Source organism: Stutzerimonas xanthomarina DSM 18231, from assembly GCF_900129835.1.
GTDB lineage: Bacteria > Pseudomonadota > Gammaproteobacteria > Pseudomonadales > Pseudomonadaceae > Stutzerimonas > Stutzerimonas xanthomarina.
Genome location: NZ_FQXA01000002.1, coordinates 371,432 through 390,718 on the forward strand (window position 1 = coordinate 371,432; position 19,287 = coordinate 390,718).

A 19,287-nucleotide genomic window follows, 5' to 3' on the forward strand; every position below is an offset into this window, starting at 1 on the left:
ATTGCTTTGATGGAGGAAAGCAGTACGCTTGCCAAAGTAACAAATAATAACGAGAGGCCGCCGTATGAGCCCCAACCTTAGCCTGCAACGTAAGTTCGTATCCCCAGAGATCGTGTTTGGTGCGGGCTGTCGGCATAGCGCCGGCAATTACGCGAAAAACTTCGGCGCCCGAAAGGTGTTGCTCGTGTCTGATCCGGGCGTGGTCGCGGCCGGTTGGGTTGGTGACGTCCAGGCAAGTCTGAGCCGACAGGACATCGACTACCACCTGTTTACCCAAGTGTCGGCCAACCCCCGCTCAGAAGAAGTGATGCTGGGTGCCGAGATGTACCGCAGTGAGGGGTGTAACGTCATCGTTGCGGTTGGCGGCGGCAGCCCGATGGATTGTGCCAAGGGCATCGGTATCGCGGTAGCGCATGGCCGGAATATCGTCGAGTTCGAGGGCGTCGACACGCTGCGCGTGCCAAGCCCGCCATTGATCCTGATTCCCACGACCGCGGGCACTTCTGCTGATGTTTCGCAGTTCGTGATCATCTCCAACCAGAGCGAGCGGATGAAGTTTTCCATCGTTAGCAAGGGCGCCGTACCGGATGTCTCGCTGATCGATCCGGAAACCACGCTCAGCATGGATCCGTTCCTATCGGCCTGTACGGGTATTGATGCGCTGGTCCATGCCATCGAAGCCTTCGTTTCGACTGGCCATGGACCGCTGACCGATCCACACGCGCTGGAAGCGATGCGGCTGATCAACGGCCATCTGGTTGAGATGATCGCCAATCCGGCAGATATCCAACTGCGCGAGAAAATCATGCTCGGTAGCATGCAAGCCGGCTTGGCCTTCTCAAACGCGATCCTTGGCGCAGTACACGCGATGTCTCACAGCTTGGGCGGTTACCTGGATCTGCCGCATGGTCTGTGCAATGCAGTTTTGGTCGAGCACGTGGTGGCGTTCAACTACGATTCGGCGCCGGATCGCTTCAAAGTGGTGGCGGAAACCCTGGGTATCGACAGTCGCGGGCTCAACCATCGGCAGACTCGTGAAAGGCTTATGCAACATCTGATCAGCCTCAAGCAGGCCATTGGCTTCAATGAAACGCTGAGCTTGCATGGCGTGGACCTCTCCGACATCCCGTTTCTTTCACAGCACGCGATGCAAGACCCCTGCATTCTGACCAACCCCCGCTCGTCGACCCAACGAGACGTCGAAGTGGTCTATGCCGAAGCACTCTGAACAGGATGAGGCTCTTGCCGGGCTGCTCGGGCTGGGTACGCATTCGGCCCGCAAAAGCCACTATCCCGAGCTCGTGGCCCGTCTCGAAGAGCTCGAAGCCGAACGCAACCGCTACAAATGGCTGTTCGAGCATGCTGTACACGGTATTTTCCAGGCAAGCCTGCAGGAAGGCATCCGTGCAGCCAATCCGGCCCTGGCACGGATGCTCGGGTACGAAAGCCCGGCCGAGGCGCTCTGGCACCTGACCGACCTGTCGCATCACTTGTTCATCGGTGGTGAGGCCGAACTCGAGCAAATTCGCCACACTCTGAAGACCCAGCAAGGCCTGTTCGGTTACGACACCCGCCTGCGGCGCAAAGACGGCACCGCAATCTATGTGATCATGAACCTCTTGCTTAAGCCGGACGAGGACGGCCTGGTCGAGGGCTTCGTCGCCGACATCACCGAACGCAAACTGGTTCAGATGCGCCTGTTGCAACTCAACGAGCAGCTTGAACAGCGGGTCACCGAACGCACCCTTGAGCTACGAAAGGCGCGGGATGCTGCTGAGGCGGCCAACCACAGCAAAGACAAATACCTGGCCGCCGCCAGCCACGATCTATTGCAGCCACTCAATGCCGCACGTTTGTTGATCTCGACGCTGCGGGAACGCCGTTTGCCGGATGCTGAGACCAATCTGGTCGAACGGGCGCACCAGGCGCTTGAGGGGGCCGAAGATCTACTTACGGACTTGCTGGATATTTCCAAATTGGACCAGCAGGCGATAAAGCCCGATATCGACATCTACCGGCTCGATGAAGTCCTGTTGCCCCTGGTCTCTGAATTTCAGTCAGTGGCAGATGCAGCCGGCCTCGGTTTTGATCACTACATTCCGGCCTATGCACTGCGCAGCGATTTCCGCCTGCTGACGCGCATTCTGCGTAACTTTCTCAGCAATGCCTGCCGCTACACCGATCAAGGCCGCGTCCTTTTGGGCGCGCGCAAACGCGGCGAATACCTGCGCATCGAGGTCTGGGATACCGGCCGAGGCATCGAGCCGGACCAGATGCAATCGATCTTCCTTGAGTTCAATCAGTTGAGCGTACAGCGCGCCACCGAGCGCGCCGGTGTCGGGCTCGGTCTGGCGATCGTTGATCGCATTGCCTCGATGCTGGCCTATCCGATACAGGTGCGTTCTCAGTTGGGGCGAGGCTCTGTGTTCAGCATTGATGTGCCGCTGGCCGATCCGTCGGAGCACCTGCCGGCCGAAGCGCCGGGGTTGCTGCCAGTGCTTGGCAATCCGTTACCGGGGCGGCGTCTGCTGGTCCTCGATAACGAGCTGAGCATCCTGCACAGCATGGCTGCGCTATTAGGACAGTGGGGCTGTGACGTGTTGACGGCCACCGATCAGGCAGCTGCATTGGCGGTACTCGACGGATCGCCGCCGGAGGTGATTCTTGCTGATTACCATCTTGATCAGGGCGTGACCGGTTGGGATGTGGTCGCTGCGCTGCGGGCGCACTTTGCGCTGGAGATTCCGGCGGTCATGGTGACAGCTGATCGCAGCGACCAATGTCGCCGCCAACTACAAGGCTTTGGCGTGCCGGTGTTGAACAAACCCGTCAAGGCGGGGAAATTACGTTCGGTGCTGAGCCACATGCTCAGCGATAGCCACCGCTAATAAACCTAGAACGCAAACAGCCGATGTGCCGGCGCACATCGGAACATCTCGCTAGGCGTCACGCTCAACCGGTTGGTTTGATTGCATGATCACGGTGCGGCAGGGCTATCGATATCAATGCGGCCAGCAGCACAAAGGCGCTCGATATCCACAGACAGGCCTCGAGTCCGTAACCTTGGTAGACCCAACCGGACAGCAAGGTGCCAACCAACCGGCCCAAGGCGTTGGACATGTAATAAAAGCCGACGTCCAGCGATACACCGTCGGCCTTGGCATAAGAGACGATCAGGTAGCTGTGCAGCGATGAGTTCACCGCGAAGAGCGCGCCGAACAACAACAGCCCGCCGAGCAGGACCGCCTGAGGCGGCCATTCAGTGCCCAGCCCCAACGCAATGCCCGCCGGCAAGCCGGCCAGAAGCAGCGCCCAACCAAACGCCGAGTGCCCATCCGGGACCTGACCACGTCGCTTGCCCGTAATGGCCGGGGCGAGCGACTGGACGATGCCGTAGCCGATCACCCAGAATGCGAGAAAGCCGCCGACCTGCCAGAAATCCCAGCCAAACACCGCAGATAGATAAACCGGCAGCGCCACCACGAACCAGACATCGCGGGCACCGAACAGGAACAGCCGCGCGGCTGACAGAACGTTAATAGCCTGGCTCTTGGAGAGCAGTTCGCGAAACTTCGGTTTCGCCTTGGCCTTGCCCAGGTCTTTTCTCAGCAGTACCAGACTGGAAACCCAGATTAGTGACAGCGCCGCGGCCATGATCAGCAGCGATCCGCGAAAACCGATAGCAGCAAGCAGGGCACCACCGAGGAAAAAACCGACACCCTTGAGCGCATTCTTCGAGCCGGTCAACACAGCCACCCACCGGTACAGCGTGCTTTGCTGACCGTTCGGCACCAGGAGCTTGATCGAGCTCTTGGCGCTCATCTTGTTCAAATCCTTGGCAATGCCCGACAGCGCTTGGGCGCCCATTACCCACGGAATCGTCAGCCATGCGGCGGGCACTGTGAGCATCATCAAGGCCACGACCTGCATGGCCAGGCCAATGTTCATCGTGCGATTGAGTCCAATCCGGGCCCCCAGGTAGCCGCCAACCAGATTGGTGATGACCCCGAAAATTTCATAGAACAGAAACAGGGCCGCGATTTGCAACGGCGTGTAGCCCAGCGCATGGAAGTGCAGCACTACCAGCATCCGCAGTGCGCCATCGGTCAGGGTGAAGGCCCAGTAATTACCGGTCACCAGTAAATACTGGCGAACCTCCGGTGCGAGGCGGGAGAGGGCGTGCATGACGAGTCCTGTTGCGGTGCGAAGGGTACGGATGGCGTCAAGAGCGCGCCATCCGCCGGGATCAATCGGCTAAACCAACGATGCGTGCCAATTCCACGGTGCGGTTGGCGTAGCCCCACTCGTTGTCGTACCAGGCATACAGCTTCACCTGCGTGCCGTTCACGACCATGGTCGAAAGGGCATCGATGATCGAGGAGCGCGGGTCGGTGCGGTAGTCGATGGAAACGAGCGGCCGCGCTTCATAGCCGAGGATGCCCTTGAGTGGGCCTTCGCTTGCCGCGGCATGCAGTAGCGCGTTGACCTCATCGACAGAGGTGGCTCGCTCGACTTCGAAAACGCAGTCGGTCAGCGATGCATTGGCCAGCGGGACGCGTACCGCGTGACCGTTGAGCTTGCCGCGCAACTCGGGAAAGATCTCGGCGATTGCGGTGGCTGAACCGGTGGTGGTCGGGATCAGGCTCATGCCCGAGGCACGAGCGCGGCGCAGATCCTGGTGTGGTTGATCGAGGATGCTCTGGGTATTGGTCAGGTCGTGGATCGTGGTAATCGAACCATGGCGGATGCCCAGGTGTTCATGGATCACCTTGACCACCGGGGCGAGGCAATTGGTGGTGCAGGAGGCTGCGGTAACGATCCGATGCAGCGCGGGATCGAACAGCGCGTCATTGACGCCCATGACGACATTGAGCGCCCCGGCTTCCTTGACCGGCGCGCTGACGACGACACGCTTGACGCCTTGTTCGAGATAGCCTTGAAGCACGGCCACCGTCTTCATCTTGCCGCTGGCTTCGATGACCAGATCGCAGCCGGACCAATCGGTCTCTGCGATGGCCTTATTTGCAGTGACTCGGACGCGCTTGCCATCGATGACAACGCAGTCGCCGTCACTGCTCGCTTCGTGCTGCCAGCGGCCGTGCACCGAGTCGAAGTTCAGCAGGTGAGCATGGGTGGCTGCGTCGCCGGCGGGATCGTTGATCTGGACGAACTCCAGCTCTGGCCAATCCCAGGCTGCGCGCAGTGCCAGACGGCCGATCCGGCCGAAACCGTTGATACCAACTTTGAGCGTCATGGTTGATTCCTCCTAAGTCAGGCGCCGCGAGGCGCGAACATGATGATGGCCATGCCTAACAGCGCGACGGCTGACCCCAGCAGATCCCAGCCGGTAGGCCTGATGCCGTCGACGATCCACAGCCAGACGATTGCAGCGCCGATGTAAACGCCGCCATAGGCGGCATACACGCGTCCGGCGGCTGTCGGGTGCAGCGATAACAACCAGGCAAACAGCACCAGTGATGCCGCGGCAGGTACCAGCAGCCAGGCGCTTTTGCCCTGACGAAGCCATAGGTATGGCAGGTAGCACCCAACGATTTCGGCCAGTGCGGTGATGGCGAACAAGCCAAAGGTCTTCAACATCCTGGTGAGAACAGCATCCGGCCAGCGTGGCCGGGGATTTCGAGAATGTCATAGGGGTGCGACATGATTGCGTTCCTTGCTCATATCGAGCGCTGATTGACGCGTGCCGACAAGGCTTCGGCCGATTCCTTGCGTTCAGAGTAGCGATCGACAAGGTAGCCACCGCGTCCACGAACCAGCAGCGTGAACTTGACCAACTCCTCCATCACGTCCACGACCCGGTCGTAATAAGCCGAAGGTTTCATTCGCCCGGCGTCGTCGAACTCCAGAAATACTTTGGCGACCGAGGACTGGTTGGGGATCGTAACCATCCGCATCCAACGGCCCAGCACGCGCATCTGATTCACTGCATTGAAGGACTGCGAGCCCCCACAGACCTGCATCAGCGCCAGCGTCTTGCCCTGCGTCGGGCGGACGGCACCCATGCTCAGCGGCACCCAGTCGATCTGAGCCTTGAATACCGCGCTCATCGCGCCATGCCGTTCCGGCGAGCACCACACCTGTCCTTCGGACCAGATCACCAGTTCGCGCAGCTCCTTCACCTTGGGGTGAGACTCAGGCGCGTCGTCTGGCAAAGGCAGGCCGGCGGGGTCGAAGATTCGCGTTTCGCAACCCATTGCCTCCAACAGACGTGCCGCCTCCTGGCTCAGCAAACGACTGAACGAGCGTTCGCGGTTCGAGCCATAGAGCAACAGAATGCGGGGTTTGTGTGATGGATCGCTGGGCAGGTCGAGCTTGTCCAGACTCGGCAGGTCGAGATATTCGGGGTCGATATTGGGCAGAGCTTCGTTCATTGATTTTCTCGCATCAGGGCGTCAGCTCATCGTTCGCGGCGTTCGCGGCGTTCGCATCGAGCCGGTTGCGGGGGAGGGCAGAGAGAGCCGCCATGCATACCTGGACGTTCGAGTTTGTGGTCGAACGCGCACGGGCCGATTCTTGGGAGCCGCGTTAGCTGTGCACAGCCATTGCGCTCGCACGGATCGCTCGCTCCGACTTAACCGCATATTGCTGCGCGACCAGGTCGGTCACGCATGCATTCAAGGCGGGCAGCATCGCTACTCAACCATTCGTTATTGGCGTTGAGCACGACCTGCAGCATCTCGCGAACCCAATCGGGCAGATGCGGGTGCAGGCGGTAATACACCCACTGACCCTGGCGCCTGTCCTCAAGGATTGCGCAACTTCTCAACTGGGACAGATGCCTCGAAATCTTGGGCTGGCTCTGCTCAAGCGCCGTCGTTAACTCACAAACGCACAATTCGCCCTCGCGCGTGATCAGCAAGGTCATGCGCGCTCGGGTTTCGTCGGACAGGCATTTGAAAACCAGGTCAGGCGTTAGAGGTTCGATCATGAAATTCATGGCATGGACGATGTGATTGACATAGAGCAAGCTCCACCCGGAAAACCGAGAATATATTGATGGCCGCATATGCTGTAAAGCGAATATGCTCAAACGGTTTCTTGGCAAGCTCGCCTATACAAGCGCAGCAGGATGACCGGGACGTGACCTTTGATGGAGGTGAACTGCCGTGCGCGGCGCATGGCCCATCAGATAAATCCGATGCTGACAGAGCCACCGCCGGCTGCTAGCGCTTCAAAACCGCTACCTAGATGAAATAACGAGAAGCTCCATGTCTACCCAATGCGAAACCATAGGAAAAAAAGCCGCCGGTGCACCGATCGGTTTCTTTGAGCGTTACCTGACCCTTTGGGTCTTTCTGTGCATCGTTGCAGGGACACTCATTGGGCTGTTCGCCCCAAAGGCGGCACAGACGGTCGGTGCGATGGAGCTGGCAAACGTGAACATCCCCGTAGGGGTGCTGATCTGGGTGATGATCATCCCGATGCTGATGAAAATCGACTTCAGCGCTCTCCATGAAGTCTTTGAGCACCGCGCCGGTATGGGCGTAACTCTCCTCGTGAACTGGGCAATCAAACCTTTCACCATGGCGTTTCTTGCCTGGCTGTTTCTCCGACATGTATTCGCGGGCTGGCTTCCGGCTGAGCAGATCGATAGCTACGTCGCCGGATTGATCCTGCTCGGCGCAGCGCCTTGCACCGCCATGGTGTTCGTCTGGAGCAACCTGTGTAACGGCAACGCCAACTTCACGCTGACTCAAGTGGCGGTGAACGACCTGATTATGGTGTTTGCCTTTGCGCCCATCGTGGCCTTGCTGTTGGGCGTCTCGTCGATCCCTGTGCCCTGGGATACGCTGATCCTTTCCGTCGTGATGTATATCGTCATCCCACTGACGATTGCTCAGCTCATTCGCTTTGGCGTTCGCAGGCGTGGTGAAGATAAGTTTCAGGCAGCACTGGCACATATTCAGCCGTTCGCTATCGTGGCGCTGCTGGCGACCCTCGTTTTGCTGTTCTCCTTTCAAGGTGAAGCGATTGTCGAACAGCCTCTGGTGATCGCCATGTTGGCGGTTCCGATCCTGCTGCAAACGCTCGTGATTGCCGCGTTGGGCTACTGGCTCAACCGACAGCTGAAAGTACGCCATGACATCGCCGGGCCGTCTGCCATGATCGGCGCGTCGAATTTCTTCGAGCTCGCTGTAGCCGTCGCGATCGTGCTGTACGGCTTCAACTCGGGTGCGGCGCTGGCGACGGTCGTAGGGGTGCTCATCGAGGTGCCGGTAATGCTTTGGCTGGTTCGTACCGTCAATAAAAGTCGAGACTGGTACGAGCGGGCGCTTCCGCGAGATTAGACGAGAAGCAGGTGGACGCTTTCACGTGGCTCAATGACCAGCTATTGCGAATGGATTGGCTGTCCTCTCTGGTGCGCTTACTGCTCGAAGAGGTATTCGGCCTGGACCTGGCCAGCCGCCTGGGTGGCAGTCTGCATTTCTTCATATATGACGTAATCAAGATCTTCATTCTGCTTTCGGCTTTGATCTTCCTGATTTCGTGGGTACAAAGTTACTTTCCACCGGAGCGCACCCGGCGGATTCTCGGCGGCATGCATGGTTTCAAGGCAAACTTGACTGGGGCATTGCTCGGCACAGTCACGCCTTTTTGCTCTTGCTCATCGATCCCGTTGTTCATCGGCTTTACCAGCTCCGGGCTGCCGCTAGCCGTGACGTTCTCCTTTCTCATTTCTTCGCCGCTGGTGGACCTGGCCTCGATGATCCTATTGGCCAGCGTGTTCAATTGGTCCATCGCGCTGGCCTACGTCGTGGTCGGCATCATCCTGGCGGTAGTTGGCGGGACGCTCATTGGCAAAGCACAGATGGAGCGCTACGTTGAAGCCTTCGTAACCCAGCACAAGGCTCTCGAGCTCCCTGAAGAGCAACTGGCACTGCGCGACCGGTTAGGTTATGCACGGGATCAGGTCATCGAAATCGCCCGAAGGGTCTGGCTTTACGTGCTGCTCGGGGTTGGCATTGGCGCGGCGATACACAACTGAATTCCGGAAGAGATGATCACTGACGCCATTGGGCAGGACCACTGGTGGTCGGTGCCGCTGGCTGCGCTCGTCGGTGTGCCGATGTACGCCGACATCTTCGGCACCCTGCCAATTGCAGAGGCGCTGGTCGGAAAAGGTGTCGGCATTGGCACTGTGCTGGCCTTCATGATGGCGGTCACTGCGCTGTCCCTGCCGTCGCTCATCATGCTGAAAAAGGTTGTTCAGGCGCCGCTGCTGGCACTCTTTTTTGGCATTGTGGTGGTCGGCATCATGCTGATCGGTTACCTCTTCAACAGCATCAGTCACCTGCTTCTATGACGTCTAACGGAATCACTTCATGATCATTAAAATCCTTGGTACAGGCTGCAAAAAGTGCGTTGCGCTCACTGAGAATGCTCAGCAAGCGGTCAGCGATCTCGGTATCGAAGCACAGATCGTCAAGGTCACCGACATGGCGGAGATTGCCGCTCACGGAGTCATGTCGACACCGGCTCTGGCGGTTGACGACAAAGTCGTGTCTATGGGAAAAGTACTGACGCCAAACGAAATCGAGAGGTTGCTGCAGGCTCGCTGAGCCGAGAGTCCTCCCATGGCTGGTGTCATATTTACCCGCCTTCATGGCGCGGTGACGGTACCGGCCGCGGGCCAAGCCGGAGGTCGCGCGCGCCCCGGCTAGCTGCCCTGAAAGCTGAGCAGCAACACCGAATAGCCGACCGAACCGAGCAGGAAGGCACTGAAGCGGCTATCGCGCTCTTCGGGTAATTCCTCTTTCAATACGTTCAGAATGATCGAGCCGCCTACAAACGCGGTCAGTGCCGAAACGGCGAGCTCCGAAACCTCCGTAGCGAGACCGAGCGTCCAACCTGCAAGCGGCATCGCGGCGAGGAGCCAGCGACCGCGGCGCCTGAACAACCTCTTGTGGTCGTGTTGAAGGGCGAAGTCATTAACCAGAAAATGCAGGCCCATCGCGACGCAATAGAGTACCAGCGTAGTCAGGCTGCTGTTTTCACCCTGAATCAGCAGATAACCAATGAGGCCGTTGTAAACCGCGAATGCGCCGATATGCAGCCAGAACACACCCGCATGGGATTCGGCATTTTCCGGCAAGCGACGACGGTGTTCCTTGATCAGCCGTTCCAAGCCATAGAATGAGGCGAGGCCAAGCAGGGCCAGCAAGTAGACATGATGCTCCAGGTAACTGAGCACCCGGATATCACTGCCATCCATCACTGCCTGACTGCGCGCCAGTTCGGGCAGCAGATGGACGAACACGTAAGCCACCGAAACGCCCCCAGCCATGGAAAGCCACCGGCTACGGGGCAGACTATTAAGCCTGCGCAAACGGCCTGCAAAAATATGAACGGTAGCCAGAACAAGGGCGGCGACGAAGCTGGCAAACAAGAGTGACTCCATGCATGGGTAACGATTTGATCATTACCAACGACTTCAGTCTGCGTTTTCGCGTTCACTCGGAAAGCTGCGTAAGTCGATTCGGTGATGTTAAAACGCCATGCTGCGATGTATGGTCTGGGTAATGCAGTATTTTTTTTGTTAAAGTTCGCCGCTTATGAAGCGAGCAGCCAGCCCAGCTTTGAATTTGCCTAGAAAGAGGTGTCTGCTTGATTAGGGGGCTTGTGGTCGATGACCACGATCTAGTGCGCACAGGCATTTCCCGCATGCTTGCTGATATCGATGGCCTACAAGTGGTCGGTCAGGCGGAATCCGGCGAAGTAGCGATCAAGAAGTCTCGTGAGCTCAAGCCCGACGTCGTGCTGATGGACGTGAAGATGCCCGGTATCGGCGGCCTCGAGGCGACTCGCAAGCTGGTGCGCAGCTACCCCGACATCAAGGTTATCGCGGTCACCATATGCGAGGAAGATCCCTTTCCAACGCGACTGCTTCAGGCCGGTGCAGCCGGCTACCTGACCAAAGGTGCCGCGCTGGAAGAAATGATTCAGGCGATTCGTATGGTGTTCGCAGGCCAGCGTTACATCAGCCCTCAGATCGCCCAGCAACTCGCGTTGAAGTCATTTCAACCCAAGGTCAACGGCTCTCCTTTCGATCTGCTCTCCGAACGGGAAATCCAGATAGCGCTGATGATCGCCAATTGTCAGAAGGTCCAGGCTATTTCCGACAAGCTCTGTTTGTCGCCCAAGACCGTCAACACCTATCGCTACCGCATCTACGAAAAGCTGTCGATCACCAGTGACGTCGAGCTTGCGTTACTCGCCGTTCGACACGGCATGGTCGACACCATCAATTGATGAGCGGCTTCGATTCCTCAGCATTCCTGGCTTCTTGCAGTGGACGCCCCGGGGTCTACCGGATGTTCGATGCCGAAGCCAAACTGCTTTATGTAGGAAAAGCGAAGAATCTAAAAAAGCGCCTGGCCAGTTACTTCCGCAAGGTCGGGCAAGCGCCGAAAACCGCCGCACTCGTGGCCAGAATCGCGCAGGTCGAAACGACGATCACGGCAAACGAAACCGAAGCGCTACTGCTTGAACAAACACTGATCAAGCAATGGCGACCGCCGTACAACATTCTGCTACGCGACGATAAGTCGTACCCCTATGTGTTTCTTTCGAGTGGTGATTTTCCTCGACTCAGCATTCACCGAGGCGCTAAAAAGGAAGTGGGTCGCTATTTCGGTCCCTATCCCAGCGCCGGCGCCATCCGCGAGAGCCTGAGCCTGTTGCAAAAGGCGTTTTTCGTGCGCCAGTGTGAGGACAGCTACTACCGCAATCGCACCCGCCCGTGCCTGCAGTATCAGATCAAGCGCTGCAAGGCTCCATGTGTGAATCTGGTGAATCCGGAGGAATATGCCGAAGACGTTCGTCATTCGGTCATGTTCCTGGAAGGGCGCAGCAATGCCCTCGCCGAGGAGCTTTCAAAGAACATGGAGAAGGCTGCGATGGCGCTTGATTTCGAGCGCGCCGCGGAGATTCGCGATCAGATCGGCATCCTGCGCCGCGTCCAGGATCAGCAGAGCATGGAAGGCGGCAGCGGCAATGTCGATATCGTTTCCTCCGTGGTTAGCCCGGGTGGCGCCTGTGTGCATCTGATCAGCGTTCGCAGCGGCCGTGTATTAGGGAGCAAGAATTTTTTTCCTCAGGTTGCCATTGAGGAAAGCGTCAGCGATGTACTACAAGCATTCTTGGAGCAGTATTACCTCAGCTCCATGGAGCGTGATCTTCCATCCGAGCTGATCGTCAACGCCGTACATGAAGACTTCGAAACGCTGATCAGCGCGGTGGCCGAGCTTCGTGATGTGGAACTGACCATTACCCATCGTGTTCGCGGTACCCGGGCGCGCTGGCAGCAGCTGGCGCTGACCAACGCCGAACAGGCGCTCGGTGCAAGGCTGGCAAGCCGTCAGCACCTGGCCGCACGGTTCCAGGCACTGGCTGAGGCGTTGGATATGGATGAGCAGCCGAGTCGGCTGGAATGTTTCGACATCAGCCACTCCAGTGGCGAAGCAACAGTCGCATCCTGTGTGGTGTTCGGCCCGGAAGGGCCACTGAAGTCCGACTACCGTCGCTACAACATCGAAGGCGTTATCGCCGGCGATGACTACGCCGCGATGCACCAGGCGCTCTCGCGCCGCTTTAAGAAAGCAGCCGAGGGGGAGGGCAAGCTGCCTGACATCCTGCTGGTGGACGGCGGTAAGGGCCAGATGAACATGGCTCGCGAAGTGTTACAGGAGCTGGCGGTGCCTGACCTGATCCTGCTGGGGGTCGCCAAGGGTGTCACCCGCAAGCCGGGCCTGGAGACCTTGTATCTGAACGATGCAGCACATGAATTTACATTGCCGGGCGATTCACCTGCGCTCCATCTGATCCAACAGGTGCGCGACGAAGCCCACCGCTTTGCAATCACCGGTCACAGAGCGCGAAGGAGTAAAGCGCGTACTACCTCGACGCTAGAGGGTGTGCCCGGCATCGGACCGAAACGCCGCCGAGAACTGCTCAAGCACTTCGGTGGTCTTCAAGAACTCAGCCGTGCGAGTCTTGACGAAATCGCCAAGGCACCGGGTATCAGTAAAAAGCTTGCCGAGTCGATTTATGCCGCTCTGCACAGTGAGTAGAATCACCCTCTAAATCCGCGGACCAGTGGTATCGATGAACATCCCAAACATTCTCACCGTGCTGCGCGTACTGCTGATACCGATCATCATCCTATTGTTCTATCTGCCTTTCCAATGGAGCTACCTGGCGGCGAGTGCGGTATTCGCAATCGCGGCCATCACCGATTGGCTGGATGGGTATCTGGCCCGCAAACTTCAGCAGAGCACGCCATTCGGCGCCTTCCTTGATCCAGTAGCCGACAAACTGATGGTGGCGGTGGCCCTGGTGCTGCTGGTTGAGGAACATTCGAACCTCTGGTTGACCTTGCCGGCAGCGATCATCATCGGCAGGGAGATCGTGGTGTCGGCTTTGCGCGAATGGATGGCAGAGCTGGGCGCCCGGGCACAGGTGGCGGTGTCCAATCTCGGCAAGTGGAAAACCGCAGCACAAATGGTGGCACTTATTATTCTGCTGGCCAATCCTCCGCTGACAACCGTCTGGGTTGGACTGGGTTATGCCTTGCTGATCGTCGCTGCAGGACTGACGCTGTGGTCGATGGTCAATTACCTGATGGCCGCGTGGCCCCATCTCAGCCCTACGGAAAAGAAATAAAAAACTTTTTTAATCAAGGGCTTGACGGGGCGTGCTGAAACTATAAAATGGCGCCCGTCACCAAGACGATGCGGGAATAGCTCAGTTGGTAGAGCACGACCTTGCCAAGGTCGGGGTCGCGAGTTCGAGTCTCGTTTCCCGCTCCAGTTTGTTGACGATGACGCCGCTGTATGCGGCGTCATCGGTTTGAGGCCGGTTGGCAGAGTGGTTATGCAGCGGATTGCAAATCCGTGTACGCCGGTTCGATTCCGACATCGGCCTCCATTATCAAAGCCCCGCAGGCTCTAGCCTTCGGGGCTTTTTTATGTGCGCCGAAAATACCCGCGTTCCAAAACTTTTGGGTACGCGTCCCAAAACTCTCGCTATTTCGAAGGTTTCACGATGGCGCCGACTCGGCGATAAACCCTCTCGGTGATTTGCTCTTTTGTGTGGCCCAGCAGCATGCTGGCGTCGGTCAGATCTAAGATCTCGCTGGCCGCCTTGGGGCGTATGTCGCGAAACTGGAACTGGCGAATACGAACCGCTAAATCAGGATCGCCCTGTTCGTCCGCCGTTAGGGCTGCTGCGTTTCGAGCATCATCCCAACGGTTGCGCAGCATGGCTCTCGATACGTGCAGGCCCCGCCTGTTGAGGATCAGAAAAGAAGAGGGGTGCCCCGCGTTACCTGCCGCGATGCGCTCGAGCAGGATCCCGAGTGAGTTCAGCTTGCCCTCAGATTGGGTCTGGATGCGTAGACGCTTGCTGGTCTTGCCCTGGCTTACAAGCAGGTGGCCGTCCACGACATCATCGCGGCGCATGCTAAGTACGTCGGCCGGACGCTGCCCGGTGAGGTACGCCAGATCCATGGCGTCGCGCAATTCATGGCAGGCCGCTTTGTAAACGGCACCCCACACGGCGTCGTTCGCGTAGTAATCGCGGACCTTCTCTTTGTTTTTGCGTACGCCCTGGCAGGGGTTCGCCTGCTGACACAGGCCCCATTCACGCGCGATGTTGAATACATGCGAGAGCAGCGCGATCTCCCGGTTAGCCCGGGTCTTCGCCGAGCGGGCGTCCCTGTATTGAGCGATCATCGCCGGCGTGATTGCTTCGATGGGCGCTTCATCGAAGACGGGCCGCAGCTTCCTGAGCTCTGCGGCGTTGTCCTGCTGGGTGCGGGGCGATTTGCCCGGGATGATGTCGCGCTCATATCGGTCGAATATGGCCTTCATCAGCTTCAGGTCGCCTGGCGCTTCGCGAGCTTCCAATTCCGCCCAGCGCAGGCGGGCCTTGTTCAGGTCGCCGCCCAGCGAAATGTCCTTTCCGTCAGGTCCGCGATAGAAAAAGCTGACCCAGACTTTGCCGTTTTTGCGTAGCCGAGAACGGCGATACATGTTGACGGGAAGGTTTCTGTTCTCGGGTTTACGCGGGCGCATATCAACTCACTTTGGAAAAGTCGGGGGTCCATGCCTGCTTGGCCGGCGCGGACGGTGATGGTTCTGCTGAAGGCGCACCAAGCTGTTGGCGGGCGTACTGCCGACCTACTAGCGGGCGCCTGCCGCGGCTTTCGATGTAGTGCCAGCCGTGGCTAATGAGCCAACGGCGTTGCCATGCTCGTGCCTGGTAGCCGGTGATCATCACCAACTCTTCATCGGAAAGAATTTCGCTTTCCATTGGCAAATCTCCTCCCTCCCGCATTTCGGGTGGCAAGTTGTAGGTAGGGTTTGTATGGGGGTTGATTGGAGCCAGAAACCGACGATTGCTTACTCGAATAGGTCTAGCTGCACTTCAAATTCGGCCGCAGAGCGGCCGAGGTCTTGTTTCATCGGACGCCTTGCGCGCTATGCTCTCGCCTCGAATACAGAGTTCGTGAGGACATAAATATTGGACAAGGTTGTGACGGCTGGCTGCGGGCTGCTACTGGCGCAAGGAATACTGATCGGCCTAGGGCTCGGTGTTGATGAGGGCGTCGCGCGAGCCGTAAAGTCGGGGCTGGAGATGACAGGATATCTCGGCGGAGCGGTTACGGCAGTTATCGCCTGGCGGGCATTGACCGGCTGGCGAGAGCAAGTACGGCACACCGCCAGATACCAGGCCATGGTCCAACTGCGGGGCGCATTAGAAGGGCTTCGAGTTTTTCCAGAACACCTGAGCATCGCTAGGAGATGCCTACTGGCGAAGCTTCGTTCTGGAGGAGATAAGAATCAGATATTAGAGGATATGAAGGTAGAGAGTGACGCAACCTGGCGGCGTGCCATGGAGCGATACAGCGTCGCATGGCATGGCAGCAAACACTTCATTGCGAAGGCTGAAGACTTCCCAGGGGCAGCGGGTACCCTATACGATCAGTTTATCAGCATGGATTTCGAGCACGTCGCGATGTACTCCAACAGCCTCAGTGAGCTGGATCACCTCCCTTTCGCGATAGAGAGCCGGCAAAAAATCAAAGAAACGCGGGCGTACTTGGAAGATCTTGGCAAGCAGATCGACGAGCTCTTGGCCGAAGTTGTTTGACCGAGCAACGTCCCGCCTTTTCTCGGAACTGCTGCTTGGGTTGTCTGCTAGTTCGGGCAGACAGCTTATGACTAGGCTTTCTTGCTAGATCAGCTCATCCAGCGTTGACCGGGGGCACAGCGTCCAAGGAACCTGGATCTTGTGCTCTGGTTCCTTGCAGTGCCAGGCTTGCTGGTAGAAGCAGCCATCTACCAGCTCGACCCCTTCAATGACGAAGGCCAGTGTGGCCATTCCGTCCAGGTTCACTTCATAGAGCCGTGGCAGCTCATCACGAAAGTGCGGCATCGCCTTGAAAAGGTATGCGGTTAGCGTCGGGCGACCGAGCGGCGTTAACTGGTCGACACGGATCTGCACGTCGCCATAGACACGCGGATACGCGTCCCGATCTCGTTGCGACCGTTTCACCCCGAGCTCATACAGTGGCAGGATTTGGAAGAACATGGCTTAAAGAGTACTGGCTGGATGTACAGTATTCTGCCAATCAGGTCACCCCGCGTCGAGCGCCAGGTGTCGGTGGCCACAAACCGCCGACTTGCTACGCCGCTACCGCCTGCTGCGTTAGCGATGGATCGTTAGCATTCGCAATCGCAGCCCAGGGGTAGCGTTCTCATATTACTAATATCACCAGATCTTCTGTGTAAAATTATGGGAAGTGGAAAAGGGAGCAGGAAGCCAGATGGCCATAGAAAACTCGATCGTGACGATTCATCGAATACCAGAGATAACAATCAGCTCTGGAATGGATTGGATTAGTGTTGCCAGCTTCCTAATTACGGCCGTGATTGTCGTCGTCAGTGCTCGGGCAACGATCAAGGGGCATGAGAAGACCGTCTCCAGTCAGCAGGAGACGGCATTCAAACATTTTTTGAAGAGTAGCAGGCAAGGCTGGATAAACGAGTTAAGAGACACATGCTCTTGCTTCATTGCGGCTGCCCTAAATGTACAGAGATTGAATAATGTCCGCGAAGGGCAGTCGACTCACTTGACGAAACTATTTTCCATAGACCCAGCAGAACATGCAAAAGCTATATCGAGCTGGACGGGCGATCACGTTGCAGCGATTGCAGAACTCAACCGGTTAAAGGCAAAAATACAGTTGCTGTTAAACCCTCAAGAATTGGATGCAGAAAATCTCATGGTAGCCGTCAATTATGTGTCCGACGTATGCGACCAGGTTGGCGCCTCGGCTAGGATACCTTGTGATGATGTAATTCGACTTTGCCAGGTCATTCTCAAGATTGAATGGGATAGAGCTAAGTCTGGTGAGTAGGCGTTTTTATTGGCACGGTATTGAGCATAGTAAGTTGGGATGCTAAATCGACGCTTTTAATGGGAGCCTATAAATGGAAAGTTGGGTGCCGCTAATTGTTGCGTTCGTTGGTGTGGTTTTTGGATCATATTTCGCTTTCAGCCGAACGAAGCATGAGAAGCTCTGGATTGATCGGTATAACCGAATTTGTTCAGCGCTGGAAAAAGCAAATCTGTTGCATCGTTATTTCACAGCTCGCTCGAATGGGGAAGCCCAAATGACTGGACTTACAGCATACGAGTATGAGCAGCTAGATAGCAGCTGGCCGGCTGCTCGACACAACCTTGGCCATGAAATAACAATGATAAGAATGCTTTTTTCCGCGCGCCAAGTCAGCTCCGCGGTAGCCGCGTGGGATAACCTTGAAAAAGAAATGTTTATGCTATTGGAACTTACCCCTGGGTACGATTTCGACGTTCAGTTTCGAACCCTCTCCGATGCCGCTATGCAATTAGAAGAGGCACTCATATTGCTCGCGCGGAAAGGTTGCTTGAAACCGTGGTAATCCACCTGTAGATGGGCGCTTCACGCACTCGGATTATGTATTTATGCCGCCCCTGCCTGCTGCCCGGCCTCGAGCAGATCAAATAGCCCAAGCATGCTCATTTTTTCACCCGCCTTTGAGGTAGATGACCGTGGGATCGTCCACCTCTTCGAAAAGACGAATGAAACGGACACTAATGCTGAGCATCGCCGCGTCGCGGTAGAACTCTTGGCGCACGCCCAGCGGGATGTGATCAGGGCCATCCCACCGACCAGCTCACGCGCGCTGCTGATCCTTCAGGAGAGGGTGGAAGACGCTTGGCTAGACGTTTAAACCTTGTGACTCGGCCAAGCGAACCTTGGCGCGCAGAATGGCCACGGGCTGTTCCGGGTGCAGGCCGGCCTCCATAGCTGGATGCAGCGAGTTATCAGTGAGGAAATCAGGTGATGGCCTGGTGGCTTCAGGTTCGCTGCCCGATGGAATCGTGAGACCAACCGCAATGCGTACCCAGCCGCGGATACCGCAAGTACAAGCTGGCGAAGCTGTGGACGATGGGCTACTACTTGGTGACCGGTAAGCGCCGGACAAGGAGGTTCTGATGAAAAGATACGTTATTGCTGTGTTGCTGACATCTCTGTCAGCTGGCTGCTCGTTTTTCCCTAATCACCAAACGCCCTTAAGTGTTCGCAACCCCCTGATCGACGGAGTGTTAACTGGCGAAGATGGAAAGAGTACAACTTTCAAAGATGAGAAAGCGCGAGATTGGGTTAATGCTTACAAAAATGTAAAAGGAAAAGCTAATCCGAGCCAAACGGACTTAGAAACATATGTTGGTTCGGGATTCGTTTATAGCCGGCTTATCTGTCGTGATTATTTCGAAAGGCTTTCGTATACCAAAGCTCATCGTGATTACATGCAGAAGGAGGCAAACCTAACAGGAGGCTTAGTCGCCTCTCTTATGGGCCTGGCGGAAGCTAGTTCTGGAGTCATTGCGGGCACCAGTGCTGCGTTCAGCTTTGGCTCTGCTTCTTTCGATGCCTATAACGAGTCCTACCTAGTGTCAATTAATATTCACGAACTAGAAAGTCTCGTTCGAAAACAGCAAAAGCAACATGAGGCGGTGGTGTACAGACAGCTCTACGAGCCTGATGGAGTATGGCCGGCGAAAATACAAACATTAGCTCAGGCGGACATGGCGCTTGACGATTACATTTTGATTTGTACCCCGAATGGCATTCGCAGCTCTTTAAACGCTGCAATAGAGGAAAAGGCCAAAACTACTGAGGCCGCAACAAAGAAGATCCAGCAACCTTAAGCCAGC

20 protein-coding genes, 2 tRNA genes and 1 pseudogene are annotated in these 19,287 nt (G+C 57.0%); 14 read left to right on the plus strand and 9 right to left on the minus strand.

The window, feature by feature from the left end; genetic code table 11:
- The first annotated feature begins 64 nt into the window (after positions 1–64).
- Both ercA and BUE09_RS06030 read left to right on the plus strand, forming a co-directional pair.
- Positions 65–1,228 carry an alcohol dehydrogenase-like regulatory protein ErcA gene (ercA, locus tag BUE09_RS06025; RefSeq protein ID WP_073299793.1) on the plus strand — a complete coding sequence of 388 codons (1,164 nt, stop codon included), beginning with the start codon at positions 65–67 and terminating at the stop codon, positions 1,226–1,228.
- Positions 1,212–2,888 carry a PAS domain-containing hybrid sensor histidine kinase/response regulator gene (locus BUE09_RS06030; RefSeq protein ID WP_073299794.1) on the plus strand — a complete coding sequence of 559 codons (1,677 nt, stop codon included), beginning with the start codon at positions 1,212–1,214 and terminating at the stop codon, positions 2,886–2,888. Before ercA ends, BUE09_RS06030 begins: the two co-directional genes overlap by 17 nt.
- 64 nt (positions 2,889–2,952) lie before the next feature.
- Here BUE09_RS06030 and arsJ read toward each other — a convergent pair whose 3' ends face one another.
- From arsJ to BUE09_RS06055, 5 genes are all read right to left on the minus strand, one after another.
- A complete protein-coding gene (gene arsJ, locus BUE09_RS06035; protein WP_073299795.1) occupies positions 2,953–4,185 on the minus strand; it encodes an organoarsenical effux MFS transporter ArsJ in 1,233 nt (410 codons plus the stop codon).
- 61 nt (positions 4,186–4,246) lie between these two features.
- Positions 4,247–5,254: an ArsJ-associated glyceraldehyde-3-phosphate dehydrogenase gene (locus tag BUE09_RS06040; protein ID WP_073299796.1), complete on the minus strand. Its 1,008-nt coding sequence runs from the start codon at positions 5,252–5,254 to the stop codon at positions 4,247–4,249.
- 17 nt (positions 5,255–5,271) lie between these two features.
- Entirely contained in the window at positions 5,272–5,598 is a 327-nt protein-coding gene (locus tag BUE09_RS06045) for a YnfA family protein (protein ID WP_064482825.1), read from the minus strand.
- Between the two features lie 80 nt (positions 5,599–5,678).
- Complete coding sequence (gene arsH, locus BUE09_RS06050; protein WP_073299797.1) at positions 5,679–6,392, minus strand: arsenical resistance protein ArsH; 714 nt, start codon at positions 6,390–6,392, stop codon at positions 5,679–5,681.
- A gap of 200 nt (positions 6,393–6,592) precedes the next feature.
- On the minus strand, positions 6,593–6,949 hold the full coding sequence (locus BUE09_RS06055; RefSeq protein WP_073300293.1) for a metalloregulator ArsR/SmtB family transcription factor: 357 nt from the start codon (positions 6,947–6,949) through the stop codon (positions 6,593–6,595).
- Positions 6,950–7,229: 280 nt separating this feature from the next.
- Here BUE09_RS06055 and arsB point away from each other — a divergent pair, with 280 nt between their 5' ends.
- The 3 genes and pseudogenes from arsB to BUE09_RS06070 all read left to right on the plus strand — a co-directional run bounded on the left by arsB (position 7,230) and on the right by BUE09_RS06070 (position 9,581).
- Positions 7,230–8,309: an ACR3 family arsenite efflux transporter gene (gene arsB / locus BUE09_RS06060; protein ID WP_073299798.1), complete on the plus strand. Its 1,080-nt coding sequence runs from the start codon at positions 7,230–7,232 to the stop codon at positions 8,307–8,309.
- 50 nt (positions 8,310–8,359) lie between these two features.
- Positions 8,360–9,325, plus strand: a pseudogene (locus BUE09_RS06065) (permease).
- Positions 9,326–9,344: 19 nt separating this feature from the next.
- Positions 9,345–9,581: a thioredoxin family protein gene (locus BUE09_RS06070; protein WP_073299799.1), complete on the plus strand. Its 237-nt coding sequence runs from the start codon at positions 9,345–9,347 to the stop codon at positions 9,579–9,581.
- Positions 9,582–9,679: 98 nt separating this feature from the next.
- On the opposite strand, the gene BUE09_RS06075 is transcribed toward BUE09_RS06070, so the two are convergent.
- On the minus strand, positions 9,680–10,420 hold the full coding sequence (locus BUE09_RS06075; RefSeq protein WP_073299800.1) for a ZIP family metal transporter: 741 nt from the start codon (positions 10,418–10,420) through the stop codon (positions 9,680–9,682).
- Between the two features lie 206 nt (positions 10,421–10,626).
- On the opposite strand from BUE09_RS06075, the gene gacA reads away from it, so the two are divergent.
- The 5 genes from gacA to BUE09_RS06100 all read left to right on the plus strand — a co-directional run bounded on the left by gacA (position 10,627) and on the right by BUE09_RS06100 (position 13,947).
- On the plus strand, positions 10,627–11,271 hold the full coding sequence (gene gacA / locus BUE09_RS06080) for a response regulator transcription factor GacA (protein ID WP_073299801.1): 645 nt from the start codon (positions 10,627–10,629) through the stop codon (positions 11,269–11,271).
- Entirely contained in the window at positions 11,271–13,091 is a 1,821-nt protein-coding gene (gene uvrC / locus BUE09_RS06085; RefSeq protein ID WP_417778561.1) for an excinuclease ABC subunit UvrC, read from the plus strand. The genes gacA and uvrC overlap by 1 nt, the downstream gene beginning before the upstream one ends.
- Positions 13,092–13,125: 34 nt before the next feature.
- Positions 13,126–13,683: a CDP-diacylglycerol--glycerol-3-phosphate 3-phosphatidyltransferase gene (gene pgsA, locus BUE09_RS06090; protein ID WP_019339070.1), complete on the plus strand. Its 558-nt coding sequence runs from the start codon at positions 13,126–13,128 to the stop codon at positions 13,681–13,683.
- Positions 13,684–13,753: 70 nt separating this feature from the next.
- Positions 13,754–13,829: transfer RNA gene (locus BUE09_RS06095), tRNA-Gly, on the plus strand.
- Positions 13,830–13,873: 44 nt separating this feature from the next.
- A tRNA-Cys gene (locus BUE09_RS06100) sits at positions 13,874–13,947 on the plus strand.
- A gap of 98 nt (positions 13,948–14,045) precedes the next feature.
- Here BUE09_RS06100 and BUE09_RS06105 read toward each other — a convergent pair.
- Positions 14,046–15,095, minus strand: a complete 1,050-nt coding sequence (locus BUE09_RS06105) for a phage integrase (RefSeq protein ID WP_073299803.1) — start codon at positions 15,093–15,095, stop codon at positions 14,046–14,048.
- A gap of 1 nt (position 15,096) precedes the next feature.
- A complete protein-coding gene (locus BUE09_RS06110; RefSeq protein ID WP_073299804.1) occupies positions 15,097–15,333 on the minus strand; it encodes a DUF4224 domain-containing protein in 237 nt (78 codons plus the stop codon).
- Positions 15,334–15,543: 210 nt separating this feature from the next.
- On the opposite strand from BUE09_RS06110, the gene BUE09_RS06115 reads away from it, so the two are divergent.
- On the plus strand, positions 15,544–16,173 hold the full coding sequence (locus tag BUE09_RS06115; protein WP_073299805.1) for a hypothetical protein: 630 nt from the start codon (positions 15,544–15,546) through the stop codon (positions 16,171–16,173).
- 84 nt (positions 16,174–16,257) lie between these two features.
- Here the strand turns inward: BUE09_RS06115 and BUE09_RS06120 are convergent, their stop codons facing one another.
- Positions 16,258–16,578: a hypothetical protein gene (locus BUE09_RS06120; protein ID WP_143164629.1), complete on the minus strand. Its 321-nt coding sequence runs from the start codon at positions 16,576–16,578 to the stop codon at positions 16,258–16,260.
- Between the two features lie 271 nt (positions 16,579–16,849).
- Between BUE09_RS06120 and BUE09_RS06125 the strand changes: the two genes are divergently transcribed.
- The 3 genes from BUE09_RS06125 (at position 16,850) to BUE09_RS06140 (ending at position 19,281) form a co-directional block, all read left to right on the plus strand.
- Positions 16,850–17,443: a hypothetical protein gene (locus tag BUE09_RS06125; RefSeq protein WP_073299807.1), complete on the plus strand. Its 594-nt coding sequence runs from the start codon at positions 16,850–16,852 to the stop codon at positions 17,441–17,443.
- A 73-nt stretch (positions 17,444–17,516) separates the two neighbouring features.
- Positions 17,517–17,987 carry a hypothetical protein gene (locus BUE09_RS06130; RefSeq protein ID WP_073299808.1) on the plus strand — a complete coding sequence of 157 codons (471 nt, stop codon included), beginning with the start codon at positions 17,517–17,519 and terminating at the stop codon, positions 17,985–17,987.
- Positions 17,988–18,564: 577 nt separating this feature from the next.
- On the plus strand, positions 18,565–19,281 hold the full coding sequence (locus BUE09_RS06140) for a hypothetical protein (RefSeq protein ID WP_073299810.1): 717 nt from the start codon (positions 18,565–18,567) through the stop codon (positions 19,279–19,281).
- Positions 19,282–19,287 lie beyond the last annotated feature (6 nt).